At 41.9% G+C, this 21,813-nt stretch carries 23 protein-coding genes and 1 pseudogene; 10 read left to right on the top strand and 14 right to left on the bottom strand.

What is annotated here, in order from left to right:
- The first annotated feature begins 71 nt into the window (after positions 1–71).
- Together AOX59_RS11845 and AOX59_RS11840 are read left to right on the top strand one after the other, a co-directional pair.
- Positions 72–1,130: a YkvI family membrane protein gene (locus tag AOX59_RS11845; RefSeq protein ID WP_068445796.1), complete on the top strand. Its 1,059-nt coding sequence runs from the start codon at positions 72–74 to the stop codon at positions 1,128–1,130.
- A 183-nt stretch (positions 1,131–1,313) separates the two neighbouring features.
- On the top strand, positions 1,314–1,601 hold the full coding sequence (locus tag AOX59_RS11840) for a hypothetical protein (protein ID WP_068445794.1): 288 nt from the start codon (positions 1,314–1,316) through the stop codon (positions 1,599–1,601).
- A 43-nt stretch (positions 1,602–1,644) separates the two neighbouring features.
- Here the strand turns inward: AOX59_RS11840 and AOX59_RS11835 are convergent, their stop codons facing one another.
- Positions 1,645–2,184, bottom strand: a complete 540-nt coding sequence (locus AOX59_RS11835) for an HD domain-containing protein (protein ID WP_068445793.1) — start codon at positions 2,182–2,184, stop codon at positions 1,645–1,647.
- 153 nt (positions 2,185–2,337) lie between these two features.
- Between AOX59_RS11835 and fni the strand changes: the two are divergent.
- The 3 genes and pseudogenes from fni (at position 2,338) to AOX59_RS11820 (ending at position 5,222) form a co-directional block, all read left to right on the top strand.
- Positions 2,338–3,386, top strand: a pseudogene (gene fni / locus AOX59_RS11830) (type 2 isopentenyl-diphosphate Delta-isomerase).
- A gap of 114 nt (positions 3,387–3,500) precedes the next feature.
- Complete coding sequence (locus tag AOX59_RS11825) at positions 3,501–4,361, top strand: MBL fold metallo-hydrolase (protein WP_068445791.1); 861 nt, start codon at positions 3,501–3,503, stop codon at positions 4,359–4,361.
- A 135-nt stretch (positions 4,362–4,496) separates the two neighbouring features.
- Positions 4,497–5,222, top strand: coding sequence for a DsbA family oxidoreductase (locus tag AOX59_RS11820; protein ID WP_068445789.1), 726 nt, complete (start codon positions 4,497–4,499; stop codon positions 5,220–5,222).
- A gap of 326 nt (positions 5,223–5,548) precedes the next feature.
- Here the strand turns inward: AOX59_RS11820 and AOX59_RS11815 are convergent, their stop codons facing one another.
- From AOX59_RS11815 to AOX59_RS11800, 4 genes are all read right to left on the bottom strand, one after another.
- Complete coding sequence (locus AOX59_RS11815) at positions 5,549–6,595, bottom strand: siderophore ABC transporter substrate-binding protein (protein WP_068445787.1); 1,047 nt, start codon at positions 6,593–6,595, stop codon at positions 5,549–5,551.
- A 639-nt stretch (positions 6,596–7,234) separates the two neighbouring features.
- Entirely contained in the window at positions 7,235–8,008 is a 774-nt protein-coding gene (locus AOX59_RS11810; RefSeq protein WP_068445785.1) for an iron ABC transporter ATP-binding protein, read from the bottom strand.
- Positions 8,005–8,961, bottom strand: a complete 957-nt coding sequence (locus tag AOX59_RS11805) for an iron chelate uptake ABC transporter family permease subunit (RefSeq protein ID WP_068445783.1) — start codon at positions 8,959–8,961, stop codon at positions 8,005–8,007. Before AOX59_RS11805 ends, AOX59_RS11810 begins: the two co-directional genes overlap by 4 nt.
- Positions 8,945–9,904 carry an ABC transporter permease gene (locus tag AOX59_RS11800; RefSeq protein ID WP_068445781.1) on the bottom strand — a complete coding sequence of 320 codons (960 nt, stop codon included), beginning with the start codon at positions 9,902–9,904 and terminating at the stop codon, positions 8,945–8,947. Before AOX59_RS11800 ends, AOX59_RS11805 begins: the two co-directional genes overlap by 17 nt.
- A 319-nt stretch (positions 9,905–10,223) precedes the next feature.
- Between AOX59_RS11800 and AOX59_RS19725 the strand changes: the two genes are divergently transcribed.
- Positions 10,224–10,385, top strand: coding sequence for a hypothetical protein (locus tag AOX59_RS19725; RefSeq protein ID WP_156418694.1), 162 nt, complete (start codon positions 10,224–10,226; stop codon positions 10,383–10,385).
- Positions 10,386–10,849: 464 nt separating this feature from the next.
- Positions 10,850–11,623: a SurA N-terminal domain-containing protein gene (locus AOX59_RS11795; protein WP_068445779.1), complete on the top strand. Its 774-nt coding sequence runs from the start codon at positions 10,850–10,852 to the stop codon at positions 11,621–11,623.
- Positions 11,624–11,703: 80 nt separating this feature from the next.
- On the opposite strand, the gene hisC is transcribed toward AOX59_RS11795, so the two are convergent.
- From hisC to hisZ, 9 genes are all read right to left on the bottom strand, one after another.
- On the bottom strand, positions 11,704–12,783 hold the full coding sequence (gene hisC, locus AOX59_RS11790; protein WP_068445776.1) for a histidinol-phosphate transaminase: 1,080 nt from the start codon (positions 12,781–12,783) through the stop codon (positions 11,704–11,706).
- On the bottom strand, positions 12,776–13,420 hold the full coding sequence (gene hisIE / locus AOX59_RS11785) for a bifunctional phosphoribosyl-AMP cyclohydrolase/phosphoribosyl-ATP diphosphatase HisIE (protein WP_068445775.1): 645 nt from the start codon (positions 13,418–13,420) through the stop codon (positions 12,776–12,778). Before hisIE ends, hisC begins: the two co-directional genes overlap by 8 nt.
- Before the next feature lie 4 nt (positions 13,421–13,424).
- Positions 13,425–14,183 (bottom strand): imidazole glycerol phosphate synthase subunit HisF, encoded by a 759-nt coding sequence (gene hisF / locus AOX59_RS11780; protein ID WP_068445773.1) that lies wholly within the window; start codon positions 14,181–14,183, stop codon positions 13,425–13,427.
- Positions 14,184–14,894: a 1-(5-phosphoribosyl)-5-[(5-phosphoribosylamino)methylideneamino]imidazole-4-carboxamide isomerase gene (gene hisA / locus AOX59_RS11775; protein ID WP_068445771.1), complete on the bottom strand. Its 711-nt coding sequence runs from the start codon at positions 14,892–14,894 to the stop codon at positions 14,184–14,186.
- Positions 14,891–15,496: an imidazole glycerol phosphate synthase subunit HisH gene (gene hisH / locus AOX59_RS11770; RefSeq protein WP_068445768.1), complete on the bottom strand. Its 606-nt coding sequence runs from the start codon at positions 15,494–15,496 to the stop codon at positions 14,891–14,893. The genes hisA and hisH overlap by 4 nt, the downstream gene beginning before the upstream one ends.
- A gap of 131 nt (positions 15,497–15,627) precedes the next feature.
- The gene (gene hisB / locus AOX59_RS11765) at positions 15,628–16,212 is read right to left on the bottom strand and encodes an imidazoleglycerol-phosphate dehydratase HisB (RefSeq protein WP_068445766.1); all 585 of its coding nucleotides are present in this window, start codon (positions 16,210–16,212) and stop codon (positions 15,628–15,630) included.
- The gene (hisD, locus tag AOX59_RS11760; protein ID WP_068445764.1) at positions 16,205–17,491 is read right to left on the bottom strand and encodes a histidinol dehydrogenase; all 1,287 of its coding nucleotides are present in this window, start codon (positions 17,489–17,491) and stop codon (positions 16,205–16,207) included. The genes hisB and hisD overlap by 8 nt, the downstream gene beginning before the upstream one ends.
- Before the next feature lie 5 nt (positions 17,492–17,496).
- A complete protein-coding gene (gene hisG / locus AOX59_RS11755) occupies positions 17,497–18,123 on the bottom strand; it encodes an ATP phosphoribosyltransferase (protein WP_068445762.1) in 627 nt (208 codons plus the stop codon).
- On the bottom strand, positions 18,080–19,366 hold the full coding sequence (gene hisZ, locus AOX59_RS11750) for an ATP phosphoribosyltransferase regulatory subunit (RefSeq protein WP_068445760.1): 1,287 nt from the start codon (positions 19,364–19,366) through the stop codon (positions 18,080–18,082). The genes hisG and hisZ overlap by 44 nt, the downstream gene beginning before the upstream one ends.
- Positions 19,367–19,603: 237 nt before the next feature.
- Here hisZ and AOX59_RS11745 point away from each other — a divergent pair, with 237 nt between their 5' ends.
- Genes AOX59_RS11745 through murB form a run of 3 tightly spaced genes read left to right on the top strand, consistent with a single transcriptional unit; the run spans position 19,604 to position 21,775 of the window.
- Positions 19,604–19,990, top strand: coding sequence for a YbaN family protein (locus AOX59_RS11745; protein ID WP_068445758.1), 387 nt, complete (start codon positions 19,604–19,606; stop codon positions 19,988–19,990).
- A gap of 13 nt (positions 19,991–20,003) precedes the next feature.
- Positions 20,004–20,846, top strand: a complete 843-nt coding sequence (locus tag AOX59_RS11740; protein WP_068445755.1) for an alpha/beta hydrolase — start codon at positions 20,004–20,006, stop codon at positions 20,844–20,846.
- 5 nt (positions 20,847–20,851) lie between these two features.
- On the top strand, positions 20,852–21,775 hold the full coding sequence (gene murB, locus AOX59_RS11735; RefSeq protein WP_156418788.1) for a UDP-N-acetylmuramate dehydrogenase: 924 nt from the start codon (positions 20,852–20,854) through the stop codon (positions 21,773–21,775).
- The last annotated feature ends 38 nt before the right edge of the window (positions 21,776–21,813 follow it).

The following is a 21,813-nucleotide window of genomic DNA, read 5'->3' as shown; positions in this document are numbered from 1 at the left end:
GATAAACAAAAAGATTTAAACTATTTTCTGCTACACTTGATATACAGGCATCTAAGGAGGCAAAAAAACATATGAAAAAAATCCTTAAGATTGGAAGCGCTTTTATTGGAATCATTGTCGGGGCGGGGCTTGCTTCGGGTCAGGAAATCCTGCAGTACTTCACCAGTTTCGGCTTATGGGGCATTGCCGGTGCGTTTGTGACAACTGTTCTGTTTGCTTATGTTGGCATGATGCTCGTTTGGCTTGGAAGCCGCTCACAAAAACCATCGCATAAAGAGGTTATTTATGGCGTCAGCGGTCGTTTTCTGGGCTTGATAATTGATTACATAATTATTTTCACGTTGTTTGGCGTTGGGGTTGTCATGATAGCAGGAGCCGGTTCAAATTTGAATCAACAGTTTGGCATTCCGATTGTTATTGGGACAACGTTGTTAGGCATCCTTATCATTTTGACCGGAATGCTGAAAATCGACAGAGTGGTAAATATCATCAGCAGCATTACGCCGTTTTTGATTATATTTGTTGTTATCGTTTCCATCTACAGTTTTCTTACAATGGATGGCTCTTTTGTTAACCTGGACAGTGTAGCAAGAGAGCATGATACAAATCTGCCAAATTGGTTTATCTCAGCCATCAATTACGTATCGTTTAATACGGCTGTAGGCGCTTCAATGGCTATCGTTACAGGAACTGCTGAAATGGACCGGAAGACGGCTGCATGGGGCGGTTTAGCCGGCGGTTTTGGACTGGGTGTTATTATTTTATTAAGTCATTTGGCTATTTTTGCTAAAATTGAAGAAGTTGGCAGCCTGGAATTACCGACACTCGGAATCGTAAATGACATATCGCCGTTTTTAGGCGTGCTCATGTCGATTGTGTTATTCGCCATGATATTTAATACAGGCATCAGCATGTTCTATTCTTTCGGCACACGTTTTACCGAACCTGGAACAAAAAAATTCAAAATATTTTTCACGATAACGGTTATTGTCGGCTATTTGGCAAGCTTTGTCGGGTTTACCGATCTCGTTTCTTCCCTATATCCGTTTATCGGCTACCTCGGTCTCGTATTGATTATTGTGCTGATAGTCGCGCCGTTCAAAATGCGGAGAGAAGGCAAATTAAACTAACAAGTGGATAGTCACTCAGCAACACAAAGGCAAATGTTAATGAAGAGAAACATATGATTAATATCAATCGTGTGTTTCTTTTTTTCAGGATTATTGATGACATAATAGTTAAATTCCGGCTATAAAACAGGAAAAAACTGATGTGCGTAAATTATAAATGAAGAACAGTAGGAGGGTATCCACATGCATACACTAATAAATCAAAAAGATATTTCACCTGGAGATACAGCAGATTTCATAGCAGAATTAAACCAGCATAACGAATATCGTATAGGCTTTTGTGGGACAGATGCTGAAGAAATTTTGGATTCCATGGAAGAAGACAACTCAGAGATGGTGGCTGCTGTTGAAAGCGGGACAATGATCGGGTTTATTGGCATCGATGCTGATGATGACAGCGCTGAAGTATGGGAACCGTTTGTCGATTCCGTTGGCCTTTTAACGGTTTGTCCCATCCAGTTTCGACATTGAGTGTCAGCTCTTCAGTAATGGATTTAGTCCAGAAACGAGAATGTCATCCAAACACCCGCTTCACTGTCTCTTTAAATTCCTGAAAATAGCTTGGCACCTCATCTTTAGCCAAACCGGTCTCCATATTCTTAAGGATCGACTCGTTATACCATTTTTGTTCATTAAAGCCAGCATTAAAGTTATGCCATAATGCATCGCCTTGATGCGCATATTCCTGTTCCATGGACAAGAGGTTGTCCAACTTATCAGCAAGGATCAGATATTTCACGTCTTTTGAGGCAAATTTGACAGTGTCAATTGTGTGCTGTTTGCGCTCTTGCCATGTCTTTGATTTATCTTCTGTATGAGTCGCCACAAGTCGTGCAACCTCAATGCCGAACGTCTTTTCAATATCCTCTATTTCGTGAGAGGTGTCTTCTGCGACGTCGTGCAAATAGCCGGCACATACAAGCTCGTCACTGGCACCGGCCGCTTCCAGCCGCTTGGCAACACGAATGGGATGTGTGATATAAGGATCGCCTGAACTCTTGCGTGTCTGGCCTTGATGGGCTCTTTCAGCAAATTCTTTTGCTTTTTGTTTCATTAACTGGCCTCCCCGGCTGTTATAGATAGGAATTAAGTATATCAATGGGAAGGGTGATACTGCAATTATTCCACCAGATGGTTTCATTTGTTTTATTCGGGATTGATTATTGGTATGATAAAGATAATGACATTTAAGTTAGGATGAATCGTGATGGAAGAAGGAATTAATAAACGGAAAACGGAGCATATCCGGCTTTGTTTAACCGATAATGTTGAAGGCGTAAATAAATCAACAGGACTTGAAGGGATATCGTTTATCCATAATGCATTACCGGAGATAAATTTTGCCGATATTGAGACGAGTACCCGTTTTCTTGATAAGCCATTAAATGCACCTTTCCTTGTCAGTTCTATGACAGGGGGTCGGAGCTGGCAGCGAAAATCAACCAGAATCTGGCCAAAGCTGCAGAAGAAAAAGGATGGGCAGTCGCTCTAGGTTCTACAAGGGCACTTCTGGAAAGTGATGCGCATCAGGAATCATTTTTAATTCGTAGGCACGCACCGAGTGTTCCTTTAATTGCCAATATCGGAGCGGTGCAGCTGAACTATGGCTACGGGGCAGAAGAATGCCAGCGTATTGTTGACCTTACAGGTGCCGATTCAATTGTACTGCATTTTAATCCCTTGCAGGAAGCCGTACAGGATGGGGGAGACCTGAACTTCGAAAGTTTGCTGCCGAAGATTGAAGAAGTCTGTTCAACGGTGAATGTCCCTGTCGGCGCTAAAGAGGTTGGGTTTGGCATTGACGGGACCATTGCAAAAAAACTTTATGATGCCGGCATTTCTTATATTGATGTGGCAGGCGCCGGCGGAACGTCGTGGAGCCAGGTCGAAAAACTCCGCTCGAACGACCCGCTGAAAAAGGCAGCGGCAGAAGCTTTCAATAACTGGGGCATCCCGACCAAAGACTGCATCGTTTCAGTGAGAAGCGCATTGGAAGATGTACCGCTCGTTTCCAGTGGCGGGATGAAAACCGGGATGGATGCTGCGAAAGCCCTGACGATTGGGGCAGATGTGATAGGTTTTGCCAGAAAACTGCTTGAGGCAGCAACCGAATCAGATAAACTTGTCATTGAAACGATGGAGCAGATTGAACTGGAACTGAAAATGACGATGTTTGGTGTAGGTGCCAGAACGCTTGATGAGCTGAAAAACACAAAACGTGTCTCTATTATGGGCAAATCACTTTTGGAAGAATAGTCACAGCAGGCTGTTTACCTGGACGGGTAAGCAGCTTTTTAACATTGCATAATCTGCAAATATGATTATAATCCGAAAATCTCCAAATACTAACGCTAAAAGGAGGTTTTCTGTATGGATGAAGAAATGCATGAGCCTGAAGACAATAAATTCATTCCGATGACATCGATCACAAGCGGTTCGGGACGGGAGGTCATCAATGATGTGTATTACTATACTGATCAGATTGCCAATGTTATATTTCTGGGCTATCCGGATAGAGGTGATTGGGTGCTGGTTGATGCAGGTTTGCCGGGGTCTGCAGATGAAATCCGTTCGGAGGCGGAAGATCGATTCGGCGAAAACACCAAACCATCTGCCATTATCTTGACGCATGGCCATTTCGATCATGTTGGCGGTCTGGTCGAATTGGAGAGGGAGTGGGACGTGCCCATATATGCGCACAAACTGGAAATGCCATATTTAACTGGTGAGAAGCACTATCCACAACCTGATTCGGGGGTTGAGGGAGGATTTTTAGCCAAAATAGCCGGAATTTACCCGAATGAACCCATTGATTTGGGGGATGCTGTCCAGCCGCTCCCTGACAATGGTGCCATCCCGGGACTTAACGATTGGAAATGGATTCATACGCCCGGCCACACCCCTGGACATGTATCATTCTACCGTGAAAAGGATTCATTGCTCCTTTCCGGTGATGCATTTATTACAGTGAGACAGGATTCGTTTTACAATGTACTGATACAAAATGATGAAGTGAACGGCCCGCCGCGCTACTTAACAACGGACTGGCAAGCAGCGAAAAAATCAGTGGATAAACTGGAAGCATTAAATCCGGATACAGTCATACCCGGTCATGGCACAGCGATGCAAGGAGAATCATTGACTGAAGGGCTAAAATATCTTGTTCAAACGTTTGATCAAACGGCCGTTCCTGACTATGGCCGCTTTGTTGACGGACAAGACAAGCAATAGTCTAAAGTGGGGGTCGGCCACTAAGCCGATCCCTTTGCCATTCTCTCACCTTTGCCAAAGATGAATTGTCAAGCAGAACATTTATTGTAATCGTTGTCCTTGTGCTAAAATAGCAGGAAGAAATGAGGTGTTAGAATGAAAATAGAGATATGGTCAGACTTTGTATGTCCATTTTGCTATATAGGCAAACGGAGACTGGAATCCGCAATCGAGCAATTTCCAGAGCGTGATGCTATTGAAGTAGAGTATAAAAGCTATGAACTGGATCCGGAAGCTGAAGTTAACCCGAATCAGAATATACATGAATATCTGGCTGCTAAAAAAGGAATGCCTTTTGAACAAGCAAAAAGCATGAATGAAAGTCTTGGCGAGCAGGCGGCAGAAGCGGGCTTGACGTACAATTTTGACACCATGCAGCATACGAATACTTTTGACGCGCATCGTGTCAGTAAATACGCCGCTGAAAAAGGCAAAGGCAAAGAAATAACTGAACGCTTTTTAAAAGCATATTTTACCGATGGCGAATTGATCAGCGACCAAGCGACATTGATTAAGCTTGCAGGAGAGACAGGACTGAATGAAGATGATGTGACAGCTTTGCTTAAGGTTGATGATTACGCCATTCATGTGCGTGCTGATGAAGAACAGGCAAGACAATTGGACGTGCAGGGCGTTCCGTTCTTCGTTTTCAATGAAAAGTATGCCGTCTCCGGAGCCCAACCGCAGGAAGTTTTCAAGGAAGTGCTTGAAAAAGTATGGGAAGAAGAAAAAGAAGAACCGGTATTGCAATCATTAAATCCTAAAAAATCCAAGACAACATATTGTACGGATGAAGGCTGTGAAATCGTAGAAGAAGATTAACATCCTCGTTATAAGAACCTTTGGGAAGTAATATGACTTTTCAAAGGTTTTTAATTTTGTCTTGCCGCTGTAAGTTGATTCTATAATTGTTCTTTTGCAATGGGCACGGTTTTGAATTCCCCAATTGCCAGCGTGGGATATCAGCTTTGTTTAAATGTTTGTCTTCAAATTCCTGGCACACTACTTCACAGTCAACGCACTATTTGTCAGCTAATGCTTAATGGCTGCGCGGGGGGGCATTCGGCATTTTCACCCTAAAGATGTATGTACTGCCAACCTGCAAAAAAGGCAACCATTTGGCTGCCTTTTTTAACATTGGATTTAACCTATTCCAATTCAGCTAATATTTCTTCCATTTTTGCAAGCTCAGATTGTAAACCGGCGCCACCTAAGTACCATAGTTGACCGTCTAAGTAAACAATTTGATCATTTTGATAAGCTGTAGTTTGTTTAATAATGTCATTTTCCATGTCAGATTCAATATTTGAATCACCGCTAATAGCTGCAGTACGGTCGATCACAAACAATACTTCTGAATCGAATTCTAAAACTGCTTCATATCCAAAGTTAGAACCGTGGCTTGAAGATTCGATATCTTTTGTCACCGGCTGGAATCCGTATACATCATAAATGTACCCAAAGCGAGATGGGGTCGAATATCCAGATAATTGACCTTCATTGTACAACGTAACTAAGCTTGAGTTATAATTTCCAGCAAGGTTATTGATTTCTTCTACTTTAGAATTTAAATCAGCCATATATTCTTCAGCTTCCTCTTGTTTACCGAACATTTCCGCTGCTATATCTACAGAAGACTTAAATGATTCCCAATATTGTTCTTGATCAGTACCCACGAATACGACATTAGGCGTAATTTCTTTTAATTGATCATAGAATGCAGCTTGACGACCGGAGATAAAGATTACATCTGGCTCTAATGCTGCAATGTCTTCAAGCAACGGTTCTTTTAATGTACCGATATTTGTATACTCATCTGAATTGTAATCTTCAAGGTGTGTTGGTAAGGTAGAACCCTGAGGAACCCCAACAATTCCTTCAACACCAAGCGCATCCAGTGTATCTAAGAAACCATAATCAAATACAACAATATTTTCAGGCTTGGACTCCAAATTTATATCTTCAAAATTATAAGTACTTCCGTCTCTGCTTTCCCTTGAAGAAAGCGTTGAAGAAACCGTCATTGGATATGTAGAACCAGCTTCTTCTGCATTCTCATCTGTAGCTTCTTCAGTTGTGCCTTCCCCGGAAGAAGCTGTATTTCCTTCTTCATCAGCGGATTCATTAGAACCACAAGCTATAAGAAAGAGCACTAGCATTGCAAAAGTAATGCCAAGTAATATTCTCTTTTGCATAATATTTATTCCTCCTAATATCATTTTAGCCATTTAATCAATAATGATAATCATTATCAATTAAGGCTATAATTATTATAGAATTATTGATCATTCCCGTCAATACTTTATACGGTTTTTTTTAGTAAATTACACAAAATTTTAACTATTTTCATTGTTGTATAATACCTTTAATAAAGGATGTTTGGTAAATTTTGTGGTTATTATACAACAGCCCGCACCTAACGAATGATTTTACATTTATCCCGCATGTAACTGGCAGCCATCCATGAATCAAAGATTCACCAATTAGGATGAAATTGATTTTATATTGTCTATACTGCTAATACAGCTGGAGGATAAGGTCGACTTACTTTAGTACTTCGAGTCCATCTGGCAGTCTGAAGCCATTTTTCGTGCTAACTAACAGTGGATTTTCATGCGAGTAAGACCCCCACCAAAAATGTTCGCGTATACGATGAAGATTAGATGGGGGGATGGCTGCCAGTAAATGTCCGATTCGTTCATCTAACAATCAGTGGGGGAAGAAAGAACCCCCACTGATTGAAGATTCACTTTATACGGGCTGTTAGGCTTAAAAAATTTGAATTAAAATGTGTTTAATGTTACTAACATCTATTAATATGTGCAAATTCTCGACTAATTTGCATGAGCATTAAAATATACACAAATACGACAACCGTCGTTCTGTTCGTGAACTGGTATATCCATTTCATAAATTTCACGAAGGGTTTCGGAATTAATAATTTCTTGTGTCGGACCGTTTTTCACTAATATTCCGTCCTTTAACGCGGCAATACGATCTGAATATACGGATGCAAAATTAATATCATGTAAAACAATAACAACCGTTTTACCAAGCTCGTTCACAAGCTTACGCAGCGTTTTCATAATTTGCACAGAATGCTTCATGTCCAAGTTGTTTAAAGGCTCATCAAGTAATATATATTCTGTATCCTGAGCAATGACCATCGCGATAAATGCACGCTGTTTCTGTCCGCCGGATAACTCATCAATCAACTGATCCTCCATATCATGTAAGTTCATATAATCAATAGCCTGATCTACAAATTTTTCATCGTCTGCTGTCAAGCGGCCTTTAGAATACGGGTAACGGCCAAATGAAATTAATTCACGTACCGTTAAACGTACATTTAAAAAGTTGGATTGTTTTAAAATTGAAACACGTTTTGCAAACTCATTCGACTTCCATTTTCTAACGTTTTCTTGGTCAAGTAATACTTCACCGGTATCAGAATCCAGAAACCGGCTCACCATTGACAATAATGTAGATTTTCCAGCTCCATTCGGACCGATAAATGACGTTATCGTCCCAGGCTTAATGTTTATGGAAACCTTATCCACGACATCTTTTTTACCAAATCGCTTCGTCAACTCTTTGATTTCAATCATTTTATCGCCCTGCTTTCCTTTAATAATAAGTAAATGAAGTAAATACCACCAATGAAATTAATAATAACACTCAAAGTCGTACGCAATTCAAATATATGCTCGACAATAAATTGTCCCCCTACTAACGCAATAATACTTATAAGACTTGCACCTAAAATTAGGATTGAGTGCTTATATGTAACCAAATATTGATAGGACAAGTTTGCTACCAATAAACCTAAGAACGTGATCGGGCCAACTAACGCTGTTGACGTAGCAATCAACACCGAAGCTAAAATTAAAACATTCATTAACAAACGGTCGTAATTAATACCAAGATTGATAGCATTTTCACGACCAAGCGACATAACATTCAGCTGATTCATAATACGATGGCCGTAAATAAATGCAGCGAATAATATGGCAATCGCAATATACAAAACTTCTGCTTTAACATCCATGAAACTTGCAAATAAGAATGTTTGTAAGCTCATATATTCTACAGGGTCAATTAAAACCTGGAGAAACGTTACAAAACTCCCGAGAAGCGTTCCTAAAATTATGCCAATTAGCAGTAATAAATAGATTGGATATTTATTTGTTCTGAATAGAAACCGATATAAAATAAGCGCGAATAAAACCATTGCAATAAGCGCAGCACCAAAATTTAAATAGTTATTGACTACCCAAATCGATGCAGATCCGGCCAAGAAGAAAATGAGTGTCTGCACGACTTCATACATGGAGTCAATCCCCATAATGGAAGGGGTTAATATACGGTTTTGTGTAATGGTATGGAACGCAACTGTTGCATAAGAAATAGCTATCCCTGTAACCATCATTGCCGCTATACGAATAACACGTCTTGGAAAAGCGTAATCAAAACCACCCTTTATATCATAAAATGCATATAATAAAACACAAACAATTGCTAGTACTGCTAAAAAAATCAACCTCTTACCATTTCTTTGCATATGCTCTCCCCCTAAATAACAAAATTAAGAAGATCGCACTGCCAATTACTGCCACTGTAACGTTTACCGGTATCTCATACGGATATACGATGATACGACCGATTATGTCGCAAATTAATAAAAATGCAATCCCAACTACCATTGTAAGAGGTATTGTTTTACGAATGTTATCTCCCTTAAAAATAGATACGATGTTAGGTACAATAAGACCTAAAAACGGAATAACGCCGACAGTTAACACGACAGATGTAGAAATAACTGCGACAAGAATAAGACCTAAATTAAGAACTACCTTATAACTCATCCCTAAGTTCTTCGCAAAATCCTCTCCCATACCAGCAACAGTAAATTTATTTGCATAAATATAAGCGAGTAACACAGCTGGAATACTTACATATAACAACTCATAACGACCATCAATAATTAATGTGAAGCTGCCCATAAACCAAGATTCAAGATTTTGGAGAATATCAGCTTCATAACCGAAAAATACAGTAATCGAGCCTAGAATATTCCCATACATAATCCCAATTAATGGAACAAATATAACGTCTTTAAATTTAATACGGTCCAGAATTTGCATGAAAAGGAATGTACCTATTAAAGAGAACGCGAAACTGAAGATAATTTGCTGTGTGTACGTGACATTTGTAATGAACAGCATAGATATCATGATCCCCAGTCTAGCGGCATCTAATGTTCCGGCTGTTGTTGGAGATACGAATTTATTTCGACTTAAACTCTGCATAATTAGACCAGCTATACTCATTCCTGCGCCTGCCATTATAATTGCCAATAACCGGGGCACTCGGCTTGTTAAAAAGATTTGCAGCTCATCCGAATCTAAATCGAGCAAGTCACTTAAGCTAATATCAATCGCACCTAAAAATAGCGATATCACTGACAGAATGATAGTTACAATTATTAATATCCATAGTCTCATACTTAAACCTCATAACTTGTTTGTTTATTCCTGGCTCGTAAATGAAAATGATATCATTAGGTGTTATGTTTTCATGATGTATTTGCCAAACATTATGAAAACAGATGTTACTAGACAAGTGCTATAATTTAGTATCGTATATTTATCCCGCATGTAACTGGGAGTAAGACCCCCACCATAAATGTTCGCGAATACGATGAAGATTAGGTGGGGGAGGTGGCTGCCGGTAAATGTCCGATTCGTTCATCTAACAATCAGTGGGGCAGAAAGAAACCCCCACTGATTGAAGATTCACTTTATAAAATACTTTTCTCTATAAGTGCGTGTTCAAAAAGGAGGAAAAAAGGACGGAGAAGTTCGAGGCGGCGAAGCTCCCGGTACCGGAACGTATATGCAGTTAATACGTGAGGAACTAAAAAAGCAAGCCAACGAAGAAATTCGAAGTGTCTTTTTTACCGGACTTTTTGAACAACCTCTATAAAAGTTCCCTGCCTGATGTGTAATGCAGGTCTGTGGCATAATTTCCTGAATTTAATTTAAATAATAATTACTATTATTTTTAAGCGATTCTAATTAAGAATGAAATTCATTATCAATTAGTTCTTAGCTTAAGCATACCAGAATTTTAACTTCAGTCAACCTGAATTTTTCTAAGAATTCTTCCATTATAGAATGAACCCCCAATAAGTCGGGTCTTATAGCTGGTTAATTGCAAGGTGCAAGATTAGAAAAGTGTTTTTATCCCTGAGGTTGTTGAAAAACCGTCCCCAAAATACGGCAGATTTAAAGAAAAATCCTGCAAAGTTGTAATTGAAATGTTAAAAAAGGAAAGAATCCCGGTGTGACGATGAAAAGCCAAAATGTCTTTATAATAAAGGTTGCGGTAATCCGGCATAATATGTTTGAATGAAAGAACAATGATATGAAATGAGGGACATGCATTTTATGAAGAAGCTGGTAATGTTAATGATGACGCTGGCGCTGGCTGTCGTAATGGCGGCTTGCAATGGTGATTCTGAAGATAATAATAATGAAGAAGGTTCCGGAGAAGGTCAGAGTGAACAAGCCTCACAGCAGCAACAGCAAATGCCTGAACCTGACCTTGAAGGTATTCCCGACGTTGTAGCAGAAGTAAATGGTGAAGAAATTTCCGGAGAGGAATTTAAAACCACTTATGAAGGACAGTTTCAACAAATGGCAATGCAATCCCAGATGAGTGGACAGGAACTTAATCAGGATGAACTTAAACAACAGACAGCAGAAGGTATGGTTAGTTCAGAGCTGCTTATCCAAGAAGCGGGAAATCGTAATTTTGAAGCATCCGACAAAGAAGTCGACGAAAAGCTTACCGAGTTAGCACAGCAGAGCGGGATGGAATCGAAAGACAAGTTTATCTCAGCGCTCGAAGAACAGGGTATGAAACAGGAAGACATTAACTCTCAAGTGAAAACACAGGTTAAGGTTGATAAATTGATTGCTGATGAATCAGGTGATACTAAGCCAAGCGAAGAGGAACTGCAGCAAGCTTATGATCAGTTCAAATCTCAGCGGGAACAAATGAGTCAAGGCAGTGAAGGCGGCGAACAAGCCGAGATTCCTTCATTTGATGAAATGAAATCAGATCTTGAATCACAAGTTAAAAAGCAAAAAGAAGCGGAAGCAGCCCAAACGATTATTGATAAGCTCCGTGAAGATGCAGACGTGACAATCAATCTGTAATACGAGTTAAAAAGCCGGGTTTCATGTTGAAACCCGGCTTTTTTGTGTTTTGGTGGCGTTATTATGATGTCCCGTTCTCATCACTCGCGTCTGCCTGAGGAAGTGTTAATGGTATCCAGCGCCTTTAGGAATTGCGTCATTTGTTCACCCGTCCCAATGGTTATCCGGAGGTAATTTTCGATTTCCGGTTTATTGAAATGCCGGACCAGGAATTTTTTTTGTTTAAGTTTATGATAAAGAGACGCTGCCGGCAGCTGCTCATGCGAAACAAAAATAAAATTAGCATGGGATGGTGTGACATAGAATCCGCGTTTTTTCATTTCCGGTATGAGCCATTCGCGTGTCCGGGCGATTTTCTCTGTCGTTTCACGGAAATAGCGGTCGTCCTTTACAGCAGCTGAGGCACCGGCGATAGCCAGACGGTCAATTGTATAAGAGTTAAAAGAATCTTTAATCCGGTTCAGGGCTTCAATCAGACCTGCATCCCCGATGGCAAATCCTACCCGCAAACCGGCAAGAGAACGCGATTTGGACATTGTCTGCACGATCAGAAGGTTAGGATAGCGTGTTACCAGAGAAACCGCCGAGGCGGGAGCAAAGTCGATATAAGCTTCATCAATAATCACAACACAATCCGGGTTGCTCCGTACGATCTGCTCTACGGCTTCAATATTTAAGTATAATCCGGTCGGCGCATTTGGATTGGCAATCAGAACACCGCCTTCAGCCCCGGAAAAACCCTCAACCGGAATTGTGAAATCATGATTTAACGGTATTTTTTCAAACGGTATATTAAAAAGCTTAGCATATACAGGATAAAAACTGTACGTAATGGCAGGAAATCGGATTTTGGCATTTTGTTCAAAGAAAGCCATAAATGAAAATGCCAGGACTTCATCTGAACCATTTCCAATAAAGATATGATCCTGATCAAGCTTATAATAACGGGCTATTTCTTCCTGCAGCTGATCAGCTCCCGGGGGAGGATATAAGTGCAGCTTTCGCTTGAGTTCGGCCTCAACAGCCTCTGTAACCTCTGGTGACGGACCGTATGGGTTTTCATTTGTATTCAGTTTAGTGATATCCGGATCGTTCAGCTGCTCCCCCGGTACGTAGGGTTCGGTCCGTTTAACGGCTTCACTCCAGAATTTATTATTCATTGCTATTGTCTTCCTTTACGGCATGGCGTTTAGCGAGCTCCAGCTTAATATCAGAAATGGAAACCCCCATTAATTCCATCAGAACGAGTGTGTGGTAAGTCAGATCAGCAATTTCCCATTGCATTTCTTCACGATCGTTGTTTTTGGCGCCGATAATGACCTCGCTTGTTTCTTCACCGATTTTTTTCAGGATTTTATCAATCCCCTCATGGAACAGGTAAGTCGTGTAAGAGTCTTCTTTTGTTTCATGCCGGCGCTCGCTGATGAGAGCAGCGAGTTCATTCAACCCCATCTCCTCAGGTGTGTTACGTGCTTCCAGCGTATTGTAGAAACATGAATTTTCTCCCGTATGGCATGCCGGACCAAGCGATTTAACTTTAACCAGCAGGGAGTCCGCATCACAGTCGAAGCGGATTTCCTTAACAAGCTGCCGGTTACCGGATGTTTCGCCTTTGTGCCAGAGTTCCTGACGAGTTCTGCTGAAAAACCATGTTTCACCGGTATCAAGTGTCTTATTCAGCGATTCCTTGTTCATATATGCAAGCGTCAAAACTTCTTTCGTCTCATCATCCTGAATGATTGCCGGAATAAGGCCTTGTTGATCAAATGTGAGTCCCCTCAGCTGTTGGTTGTACATATTATTACCTCCTGACAGTAATGCCGTATTGATCAAGATAGTTTTTCAGTTCAGATATCAGTATGTCGCTGTAGTGGAAGACAGAAGCTGCCAGCGCTGCATCAGCATTTGCTTCTGTCAGTACTTCGGCAATATGGCTTGTTGTTCCGGCGCCGCCGCTTGCAACAACCGGGAGATTGACTTGGTCGGTGACGGCTCTTGTCAATTCAAGGTTGTAGCCGTTCTTGTCTCCGTCGGTATCGATGGCATTTACGACAATTTCACCGGCACCGAGACCCTCGCCTTGTTCAGCCCATTTTACTGCGTCCATTTGGGTGTCTTCCCGACCACCTTTAATGAAAATATGCCACTTCTGCGGTTTGACTTGTTTAGCGTCAATTGATAGGACGATGCACTGGCTGCCGAACTTCATAGCCGCTTCGGTAATGAGTTCCGGATTTTCTACTGCAGCGCTGTTAATTGAAACTTTGTCTGCACCCGCCCTTAATGTCTGCTGGATATCCTGGATACTTCGGATACCGCCGCCGACTGTAAAGGGAATCGCAATTTCGGCTGCCACTTGCTCGACGATGTCCAAAAATATCGGCCGATTTTCATGTGATGCGGTGATATCGTAAAATACGAGTTCATCCGCACCGGCTTCATTGTAGCGCTTAGCCAGTTCAACCGGATTTGCCACATCACGAATGTTCTGGAATTTATGCCCTTTTACGACGCGTCCTTTATCAACGTCCATACATGGAATAATTCGTTTTGCCAGCATTTATGTTTCCTCCCGTAAAGTTTGAAACGAAAGTGTGCCATCATACAATGCTTTACCGATAATCGCGCCGTATAGATTCATCGCTTTCAGCCGGCTGACATCCGCTTTTGAAGACACACCGCCTGAAGCGATAACATTGATCGAGGTCAGTTTGTTGATGGTTTCAAGCTCATGAAAATTTGGACCCTTGAGCATTCCATCTTTTAAAATATCGGTATAAATGATGGTTGATACATCAATCGTCTCCAGTTTCGATACCAGATCGGTTGCTTTGATATCACTTGTTTCTGTCCAGCCATCAATGGCAACATAACCATTTCGTGCGTCAATTGATACGGCGATTTTATCACCGTAGTTATTGACTGCTTGCTCCAGAAAGGCTTGGTCATTAATGGCGGCCGTTCCAATGATAACGCGGTCCACACCTGCTGAAAGGTATGTACGGATTTTTTCCATGGAACGGATGCCGCCGCCGACTTGAACAGGAATCGTTGTAGCGAGAGCAATTTTCCGGATTGTCTCAATGTTGGCTGTTGCACTGCCTTTGGCTCCATCAAGATCAACAATGTGTAAAAATTCAGCTCCGTGTTGCTCCCATTGTTGTGCTGCATCGGCAGGGGAGTCGTTGTATATTTTTTCTTGATTGTAGTCGCCCTGGATAAGGCGGACGCATTTACCGTTTCTAATGTCAATTGCGGGAAATAAAATCATGATAGCATCGCTCCAAAATTTTTTAATAGCTGTAATCCGGCAGCACCACTTTTTTCAGGATGAAATTGCATGCCGGCAAGATTATCTTTTTGGACAATTGCCGGGACTTCTCCACCATATGAAGCACTGCTGATGAGTTCATCGGGGTTATACGTCTTCAATGCATAGGAATGAACGAAATAGACATAGGTATCTTCCGGAATTCCATTAAGCAGAAGAGAGTTCTTGTGATGATTTAATGTGTTCCATCCCATATGCGGCACTTTGACGGAATCGTTAATCCGTCCGGCTTCACCACGAAGCAGTCCGAGTCCATCCCATTCACCGTCTTCATAGCTTGTTTCGTATAAGAGTTGCATCCCGAGGCAGATACCGAGAAGCGGTTTTTTATTGGCAGCCTCTTTTTGAAGTACGTTGGCCAGACCCAAATCGTGTAGTGCATTTATTGCACCACGGAATGCTCCGACTCCCGGGAGGATAATTCCATCACTTTGCCTTATGATGTCCGGGTCAGCCGTCAATCGGGAATCAAGGCCGACTTTTGTCAGACCAAATTGTAAGCTTTTGATGTTGCCTGCACCGTAGTCTATTATGGCAATCATGTGATGCCCCCTTTTCTTTGCAACGTTCGAAAGATTTTATTCTCTAAAAGTTAAGTTGGTTTTACACCGAGTATACGAAGGTGCAAAACCAACTCGAGCGAAAACCTTCTGATCTCAGGTCCGTGTTTTTGCTAGAGTGATCCCTTAGTCGATGGGACACCCTCAACTTTCTCATTCAGGGATGCAGCCTGATCAAGCACACGTCCGAATCCTTTAAAAATGGACTCAATGATGTGGTGGCTGTTTGAACCGTATGCCAGGTTAATATGCAGTGTGATGCCGGCATGATTGACAAAGGCCCGGAAGAACTCCTCGGCAAGCTCTGTGTCAAACGTTCCAACTTTATCTTTCAGTCCATCAACATTGTAGACGAGATATGGCCGGCCGCTTATGTCAGTAGAAATGAATGACAGCGCCTCATCCATTGGTGTTGTCACCGTTGCGTAGCGTGTGATGCCTGCCTTGTCACCAAGCGCTTCCTTGAATGCCTGTCCCAAAACAATTCCGGTATCTTCAACTGAATGGTGCTGATCAACATCAAGGTCGCCATCACAGCTGAGTGCCAGTTCGAAAAGCCCATGCTTTGTCATGAGTGTCAGCATATGATCGAAAAAACCAATGCCTGTATTGACCTGACTCACTCCTTTGCCGTCCAGAGCAAAGTCGGCGGATATTGCTGTTTCTGAAGTTTTGCGATTGATGGAAGCTTTACGCATCGTCTTGTTCATCCTTTCTAATCTGAATTGATTGACTGTGTGCTGACAGACCTTCAGCATTCGCGAGAGTGATAATATCGCGCGAGATCCTGTCTAGTGCTTGGTTAGGGTAATGAATGACGCTCGATTTTTTTACAAAATCGTAAACACCAAGCGGTGACGAAAAAGCAGCTGTCCCGCTGGTTGGCAAGGTATGATTCGGGCCCGCAGCATAATCACCGAGCGGTTCCGGTGAATAATGCCCGAGAAAAATTGCCCCGGCATTCGTAATGTTTGCCAAGTTTTCAAAGGGCTCTCTTATCATCAGCTGTAAGTGTTCCGGTGCGATTTTGTTGGCGGTATCAAATGCCTCTGAAAGTGTTTCAGCAAAGATAATACGCCCGTTATTGGCGAGTGATTCCTTAATGATGGCTTTACGTTCCAGCTGTTCGGTTTGCTGAGCAACAGCCTCTTGAACAGCTTCTGCCATTTTTTCACTCGTTGTTATAAGAATGGGGCGAGCGTCTTCATCATGTTCAGCCTGTGATAACAGGTCTGCTGCCACAAAACGAGGAGGTGCAGTGTCATCAGCAACGATACATATTTCACTCGGTCCTGCGATCATATCAATTGCGACATCACCAAAAACCCATTTCTTGGCACGCGCAACATAAGCATTTCCGGGGCCGACAATTTTAAAAACTTTTTGGATCGTTTCAGTACCATACGCTAATGCTGCAATTGCTTGGGCGCCGCCAACTTTATAGACGGCTTTCACACCGGCTTCTTTGGCTGCCAGAAGCACATACGGGTTCACTTTCCCATCACTGTTTGGCGGTGTGGTAATGATGATTTCTTCGACGCCTGCAAGCTTGGCAGGAATCACATTCATCAGAACTGAAGAAGGGTAGGAAGCCTTTCCGCCTGGAATGTAGACTCCAACGCGTTCAATGGCTGTCACTTTTTGACCGAGTGTGATGCCGTCCGTCTGATTCATAAACCAGGATTGCTCTGTTTGATTAGCGTGGAATGCCGTAATATTTTCCTTGGCTGTTCGAATTGCTCGTTTAAATTCCTGACTTACGGACTTTTCCGCCTCCCAAAATTCTTCTTCGGAAACGGTGAGCTGATCAAGCAATACACCGTCGAACTTCTCAGTCAGCCTCAGCAGTGCATCATCGCCTGATTTTTGCACATCAGCAATAATCTCTAATACAGAAACATCCACATTGCGATAGTCGGTTTGGTCTGTTTGGTTTTGTTTCTCTGTAAAAAACTGTTCAGTTGTCAGCAGTTTCATTTTAGTCACTCCAAGCCAGTTTGTAACGAATGAATTAGTGCGTGCACACTTTCTGATTTTGTCGTGAAACTTGCTTTATTGACAATCAGTCTCGTGCTGATGGATTCCATTTCTTCAAGAACCTCAAGGCCATTCTCATGTAAAGTTGTACCTGTCTCAACAATATCGACGATGACATCAGCCAGACCGATCAGGGGAGCGAGTTCGACGGAACCATTTAATTTAATGGTTTTAATGGAAGTTCCCTTTTGTTGGAAATGGCGTTTAGCGACGGCCGGGTACTTGGATGCAACTGTCAGCCCATTGTTTCCGGAGATGTGATGGTCACTGAAACCCGCCACGGCAAACTTGCACCGGCCAAGTTTCAAATCAAGTATCTCATAGACATCTGCCTGGGACTCCATGATATTATCCTTGCCGACAATTCCCATATCTGCTGCACCATTTTCAACGTACGTCGGAACATCCACAGCTTTAACGAAGATTAACGTTACCTTTCCGGTCGTATCATTGAAAACGAGTTTCCTGGATTCGGCGGTGAAATCATTGAAATGGATACCTGCCTTTTCCAGCAGATTGATAGATTCTTCAGCTGTCCGTCCTTTTGCGAGTGCTAACGTAATTCTTTCCACTAAGTTTTCCCTCATTTCTTTTTTGAAGCAGTATCTTCAGTTCATCGGCAGTCTGAAATTCCCAATCCTGCTGTTGATTGGACAATACCGACCCTTCTTTTTTAAAATGAGCGATAAACGGATTTGAATCGGTGGTACTGCTAATATTCTCACTATTCTCTGTGATTACCCGATAATCAGATTCCCGAAGCAGATTTGCTGTAAATAAAGCGTCATTGATGCTGTCTCTGTCATAACGGATTGTCAAATCTGCTGAGGACGCTGTTTCCGGCAGCTGCCCCGCCAATTTTTTTGCTTCAAATATATCATCAACAATACAGCCGAAACCGATCGCCGGTGTATTCCGGCCAAATTGCTCTGCCAGATGATTATACCGTCCGCCCATTAATACAGGCTTACTGTACCCGGTAATATAACCTTGAAAAATAATGCCTGAATAATAATTCATGTGATTGATAAGTCCGAGGTCAAAGACTGCATAATTTTCAATCCCATAAGCTTGCAATATGTCGTAAACTTGTTTCAGGTTGTCAATTCGTGCCTGCATGTTTTCATTAATAATGATCGATTCAGCCTTTTCAATGACATTTTTTGGACTGCCGTAAAGCATCGGTATTGCCTTAATGGCATTAGCTATCGTCTCATTTGCATGTAAACTTTCCAGATAAGGGCCGATTTCTGACATATTTTTCGATTGGATAAGTTCCTGAAGTTTTTCTGATTCGAGTTCGGATAAAGATAACTCATTGATGAGATCTTTGAAAAACCCGGCATGGCCAATTTCGATTTTGAATCGTTTAAACTGCAAATCCTGCAATATATGAACAGCCAGAGCAATCATTTCCGCATCATTATCTGAAGAATTCTCCCCAAAACATTCCACACCGGCTTGAGTGAATTCTTTATTCTGACTGTCACCACCGATCTGCCGGAAAATTTCCTCCACATAAAATAATCTGTGCGGGATTTCTTCCTCAGCTGCCATCTTTCGTGTGATTGGGATTGTTACATCAGGGCGCAGCACCAGAACGTCACCGGAAGAATCAATGGTTTTAATCATATTTTGTTTATGAACCGTTCCAATGACCGATGAATAGACATCATAATCCTGAAAAGTCCGTGTGCCGGTTTCCTGATATCCATAGGTACGGAAACGGTTTTTAATCGTTGTGATCAAACTGTTTTTAACCTGGTAATCATTGGGGCTAAAATTGCCTTCGATACCGGACATAAGAGGCTGCATGTAAAAACTCCATTCGTATTACGCTTCAACGCTTTATCACTTTATCTAATTAAAGTTAATTAATATTTTATCAGTTAGGAGCGAGAAGTCAACAGCAAAATGGGGTTTATTTTTTGATGATCATTTAATTTGTCATATAAAGTCCATCAAACCATGAGGCAAAATAAGCTGACAGATGCTATAATAATTAATTAAGAATGAATTTTATTAAGACGATGTTTACAGCTGGTGTTAACGATGCAACGAATAAAAAAAGCATTATTAGTCATTGCCGGGTCAATTTCACTTGGTTTGGGTCTGTTGGGTATCATACTTCCGCTTTTGCCCACCACGCCTTTACTGCTGCTTGCGGCTGCCTGTTATGTCAGGAGCTCTGAGCGTTTGTACGACTGGCTGATCACCAATAAATATTTCGGTTCCTATATCCGGAACTATCGGAATGGAAAGGGGATCCCCCTGAAAGCAAAAGTAATGGGCGTTTCGATGATATGGCTTGCGATGAGCTATACTATCCTCTTTGTTGTACCACTCTTAATTGTTCAAATTCTCTTGTTCGGGATTGGAGCCTTTTTTACATGGTTTATTCTGAAACAAAAGACACTCCGGCCGAGCAACCGGATTTAGCGGGGTAAGTTCTATGAAACTGAAATATATGATGGGTACAGCCGTATTATTGCTTGTAATAGCCGGTGTTTTTAATATGCTGTATGTGCCCGAAACAATTAAATCCGAAAAAAATATTGAGAGCCCAACCGTCTTTGTTCATGGCTATAAGGGTACAAAGAATTCGTTCGGAAATATGCTGGAGCGGTTTGAGTATACGTATGGTCTGGGCCGGACAGCATTGATTTATAAAGTTTCCCCTGACGGCAAATTGGATGTTTATCATTTGAATAACGGGGGATATACGGAGACTGTGTTCGTTCAGGCCATATTTGAAGATAATCGGGCCAGCATCCAGAACACTTCTGAATGGCTGGCAAAACTTATGGCACATATGAAGAAAACTTATGGGGTGAAGACAGCGAATCTGGCAGGGCACTCGATGGGCGGATTAGTATCGATGGCATATACAGAAAATTACCAGGACTATTCGCTTTATCCGAAAGTGAACAAACTGGCTGTAATCGGCAGTCCAATTGATGGGATATATAATGAAAGTTATTTCGAAATCCATCATGACCCTGCAGCCGAAGACCTTAAGCCTGATTCATATGCACTTAAAAGGCTCCGCTTGAATAAAGATGCTATACCGGAGGATTTAGAAATATTAAGTATTGGAAGTACAGGAGATTCTGTAGCACGCCCGGAAAGTGTCGAGGGGATACGAAATATTGTAGACGAGAAACAATTGACCTATAAAATGATAGAAGATCCGACCTTGGGACATAGTGAATTACATGAAGATGCCCGGGTTGATAAAATGATTTATTCCTTTCTTCAATTGCAGGAGAGGTCAGAAACGACAGCAAAGGATTGATGTTTGTGGTAAGCAGTCACCATACTTATGAGAAACTGACAGCTATTACCTCACGGGAAAATGTAATGGCAGATGAATGTTTGGAAGATCATACGTACACACGCCTGGGTGGTAAAGCTGATTTCTACGTAACCCCTGAAACATATAAAGAAGTGCAGGAAATCGTCAAGGTTTCATTGGCGGAGGATATTCCTTTCACGTTACTTGGGAATGGTTCAAATCTGATTATAAAAGATGGGGGCATCCGCGGTATTGTGCTGAACTTAGGCAAACTGACAACAATCAGTACAGATGGTACCCGGCTTGTCGCACAAAGCGGCGCCAGAATTATTGATGCCTCACAAAAAGCTTTATCTTGTTCGCTGACAGGCCTTGAATTTGCCTGTGGCATCCCGGGATCTGTAGGGGGCGCATTGTTTATGAATGCCGGAGCTTATGGCGGCGAAATAAAAGATGTCCTGGAAAGCACGAAAGTCGTGGACAGAGAAGGCAGCCTCCTTACATTGGCCGCCGAAGATCTTGATTTGGAATATCGGTCCAGCAATATTCCGGATAAAGGGTATATTGTATTAGAAGCAACCTTTTCGATGAAGAAGGGAGCATATGTGGATATTAAAGCCATCATGGATGACTTGACGTTTAAGCGTGAGTCCAAGCAGCCACTGGAGTACCCGTCATGCGGCAGTGTATTTAAGCGTCCACCGGGCTATTTTGCCGGAAAACTGATTCAGGACAGCGATCTGCAGGGTAAACAAATTGGTGGTGCACAGGTGTCTTTGAAGCATGCAGGATTTATCATTAATCTTAATGGGGCATCGGCAACCGAATATATCAACCTGATTCATTTCGTGCAAGATACGGTGAAGAAAAAATTCGGTGTCAACCTCGAACGTGAAGTAAAAATTATCGGGGAAGAATCGCCAGGATAATCAACTAAACAGCTAAAAAAACCCGGCCGGTCTTTTAA

This window comes from Lentibacillus amyloliquefaciens (genome assembly GCF_001307805.1).
GTDB lineage: Bacteria > Bacillota > Bacilli > Bacillales > Amphibacillaceae > Lentibacillus > Lentibacillus amyloliquefaciens.
This window is presented reverse-complemented; position numbering and strand designations above follow the sequence as displayed.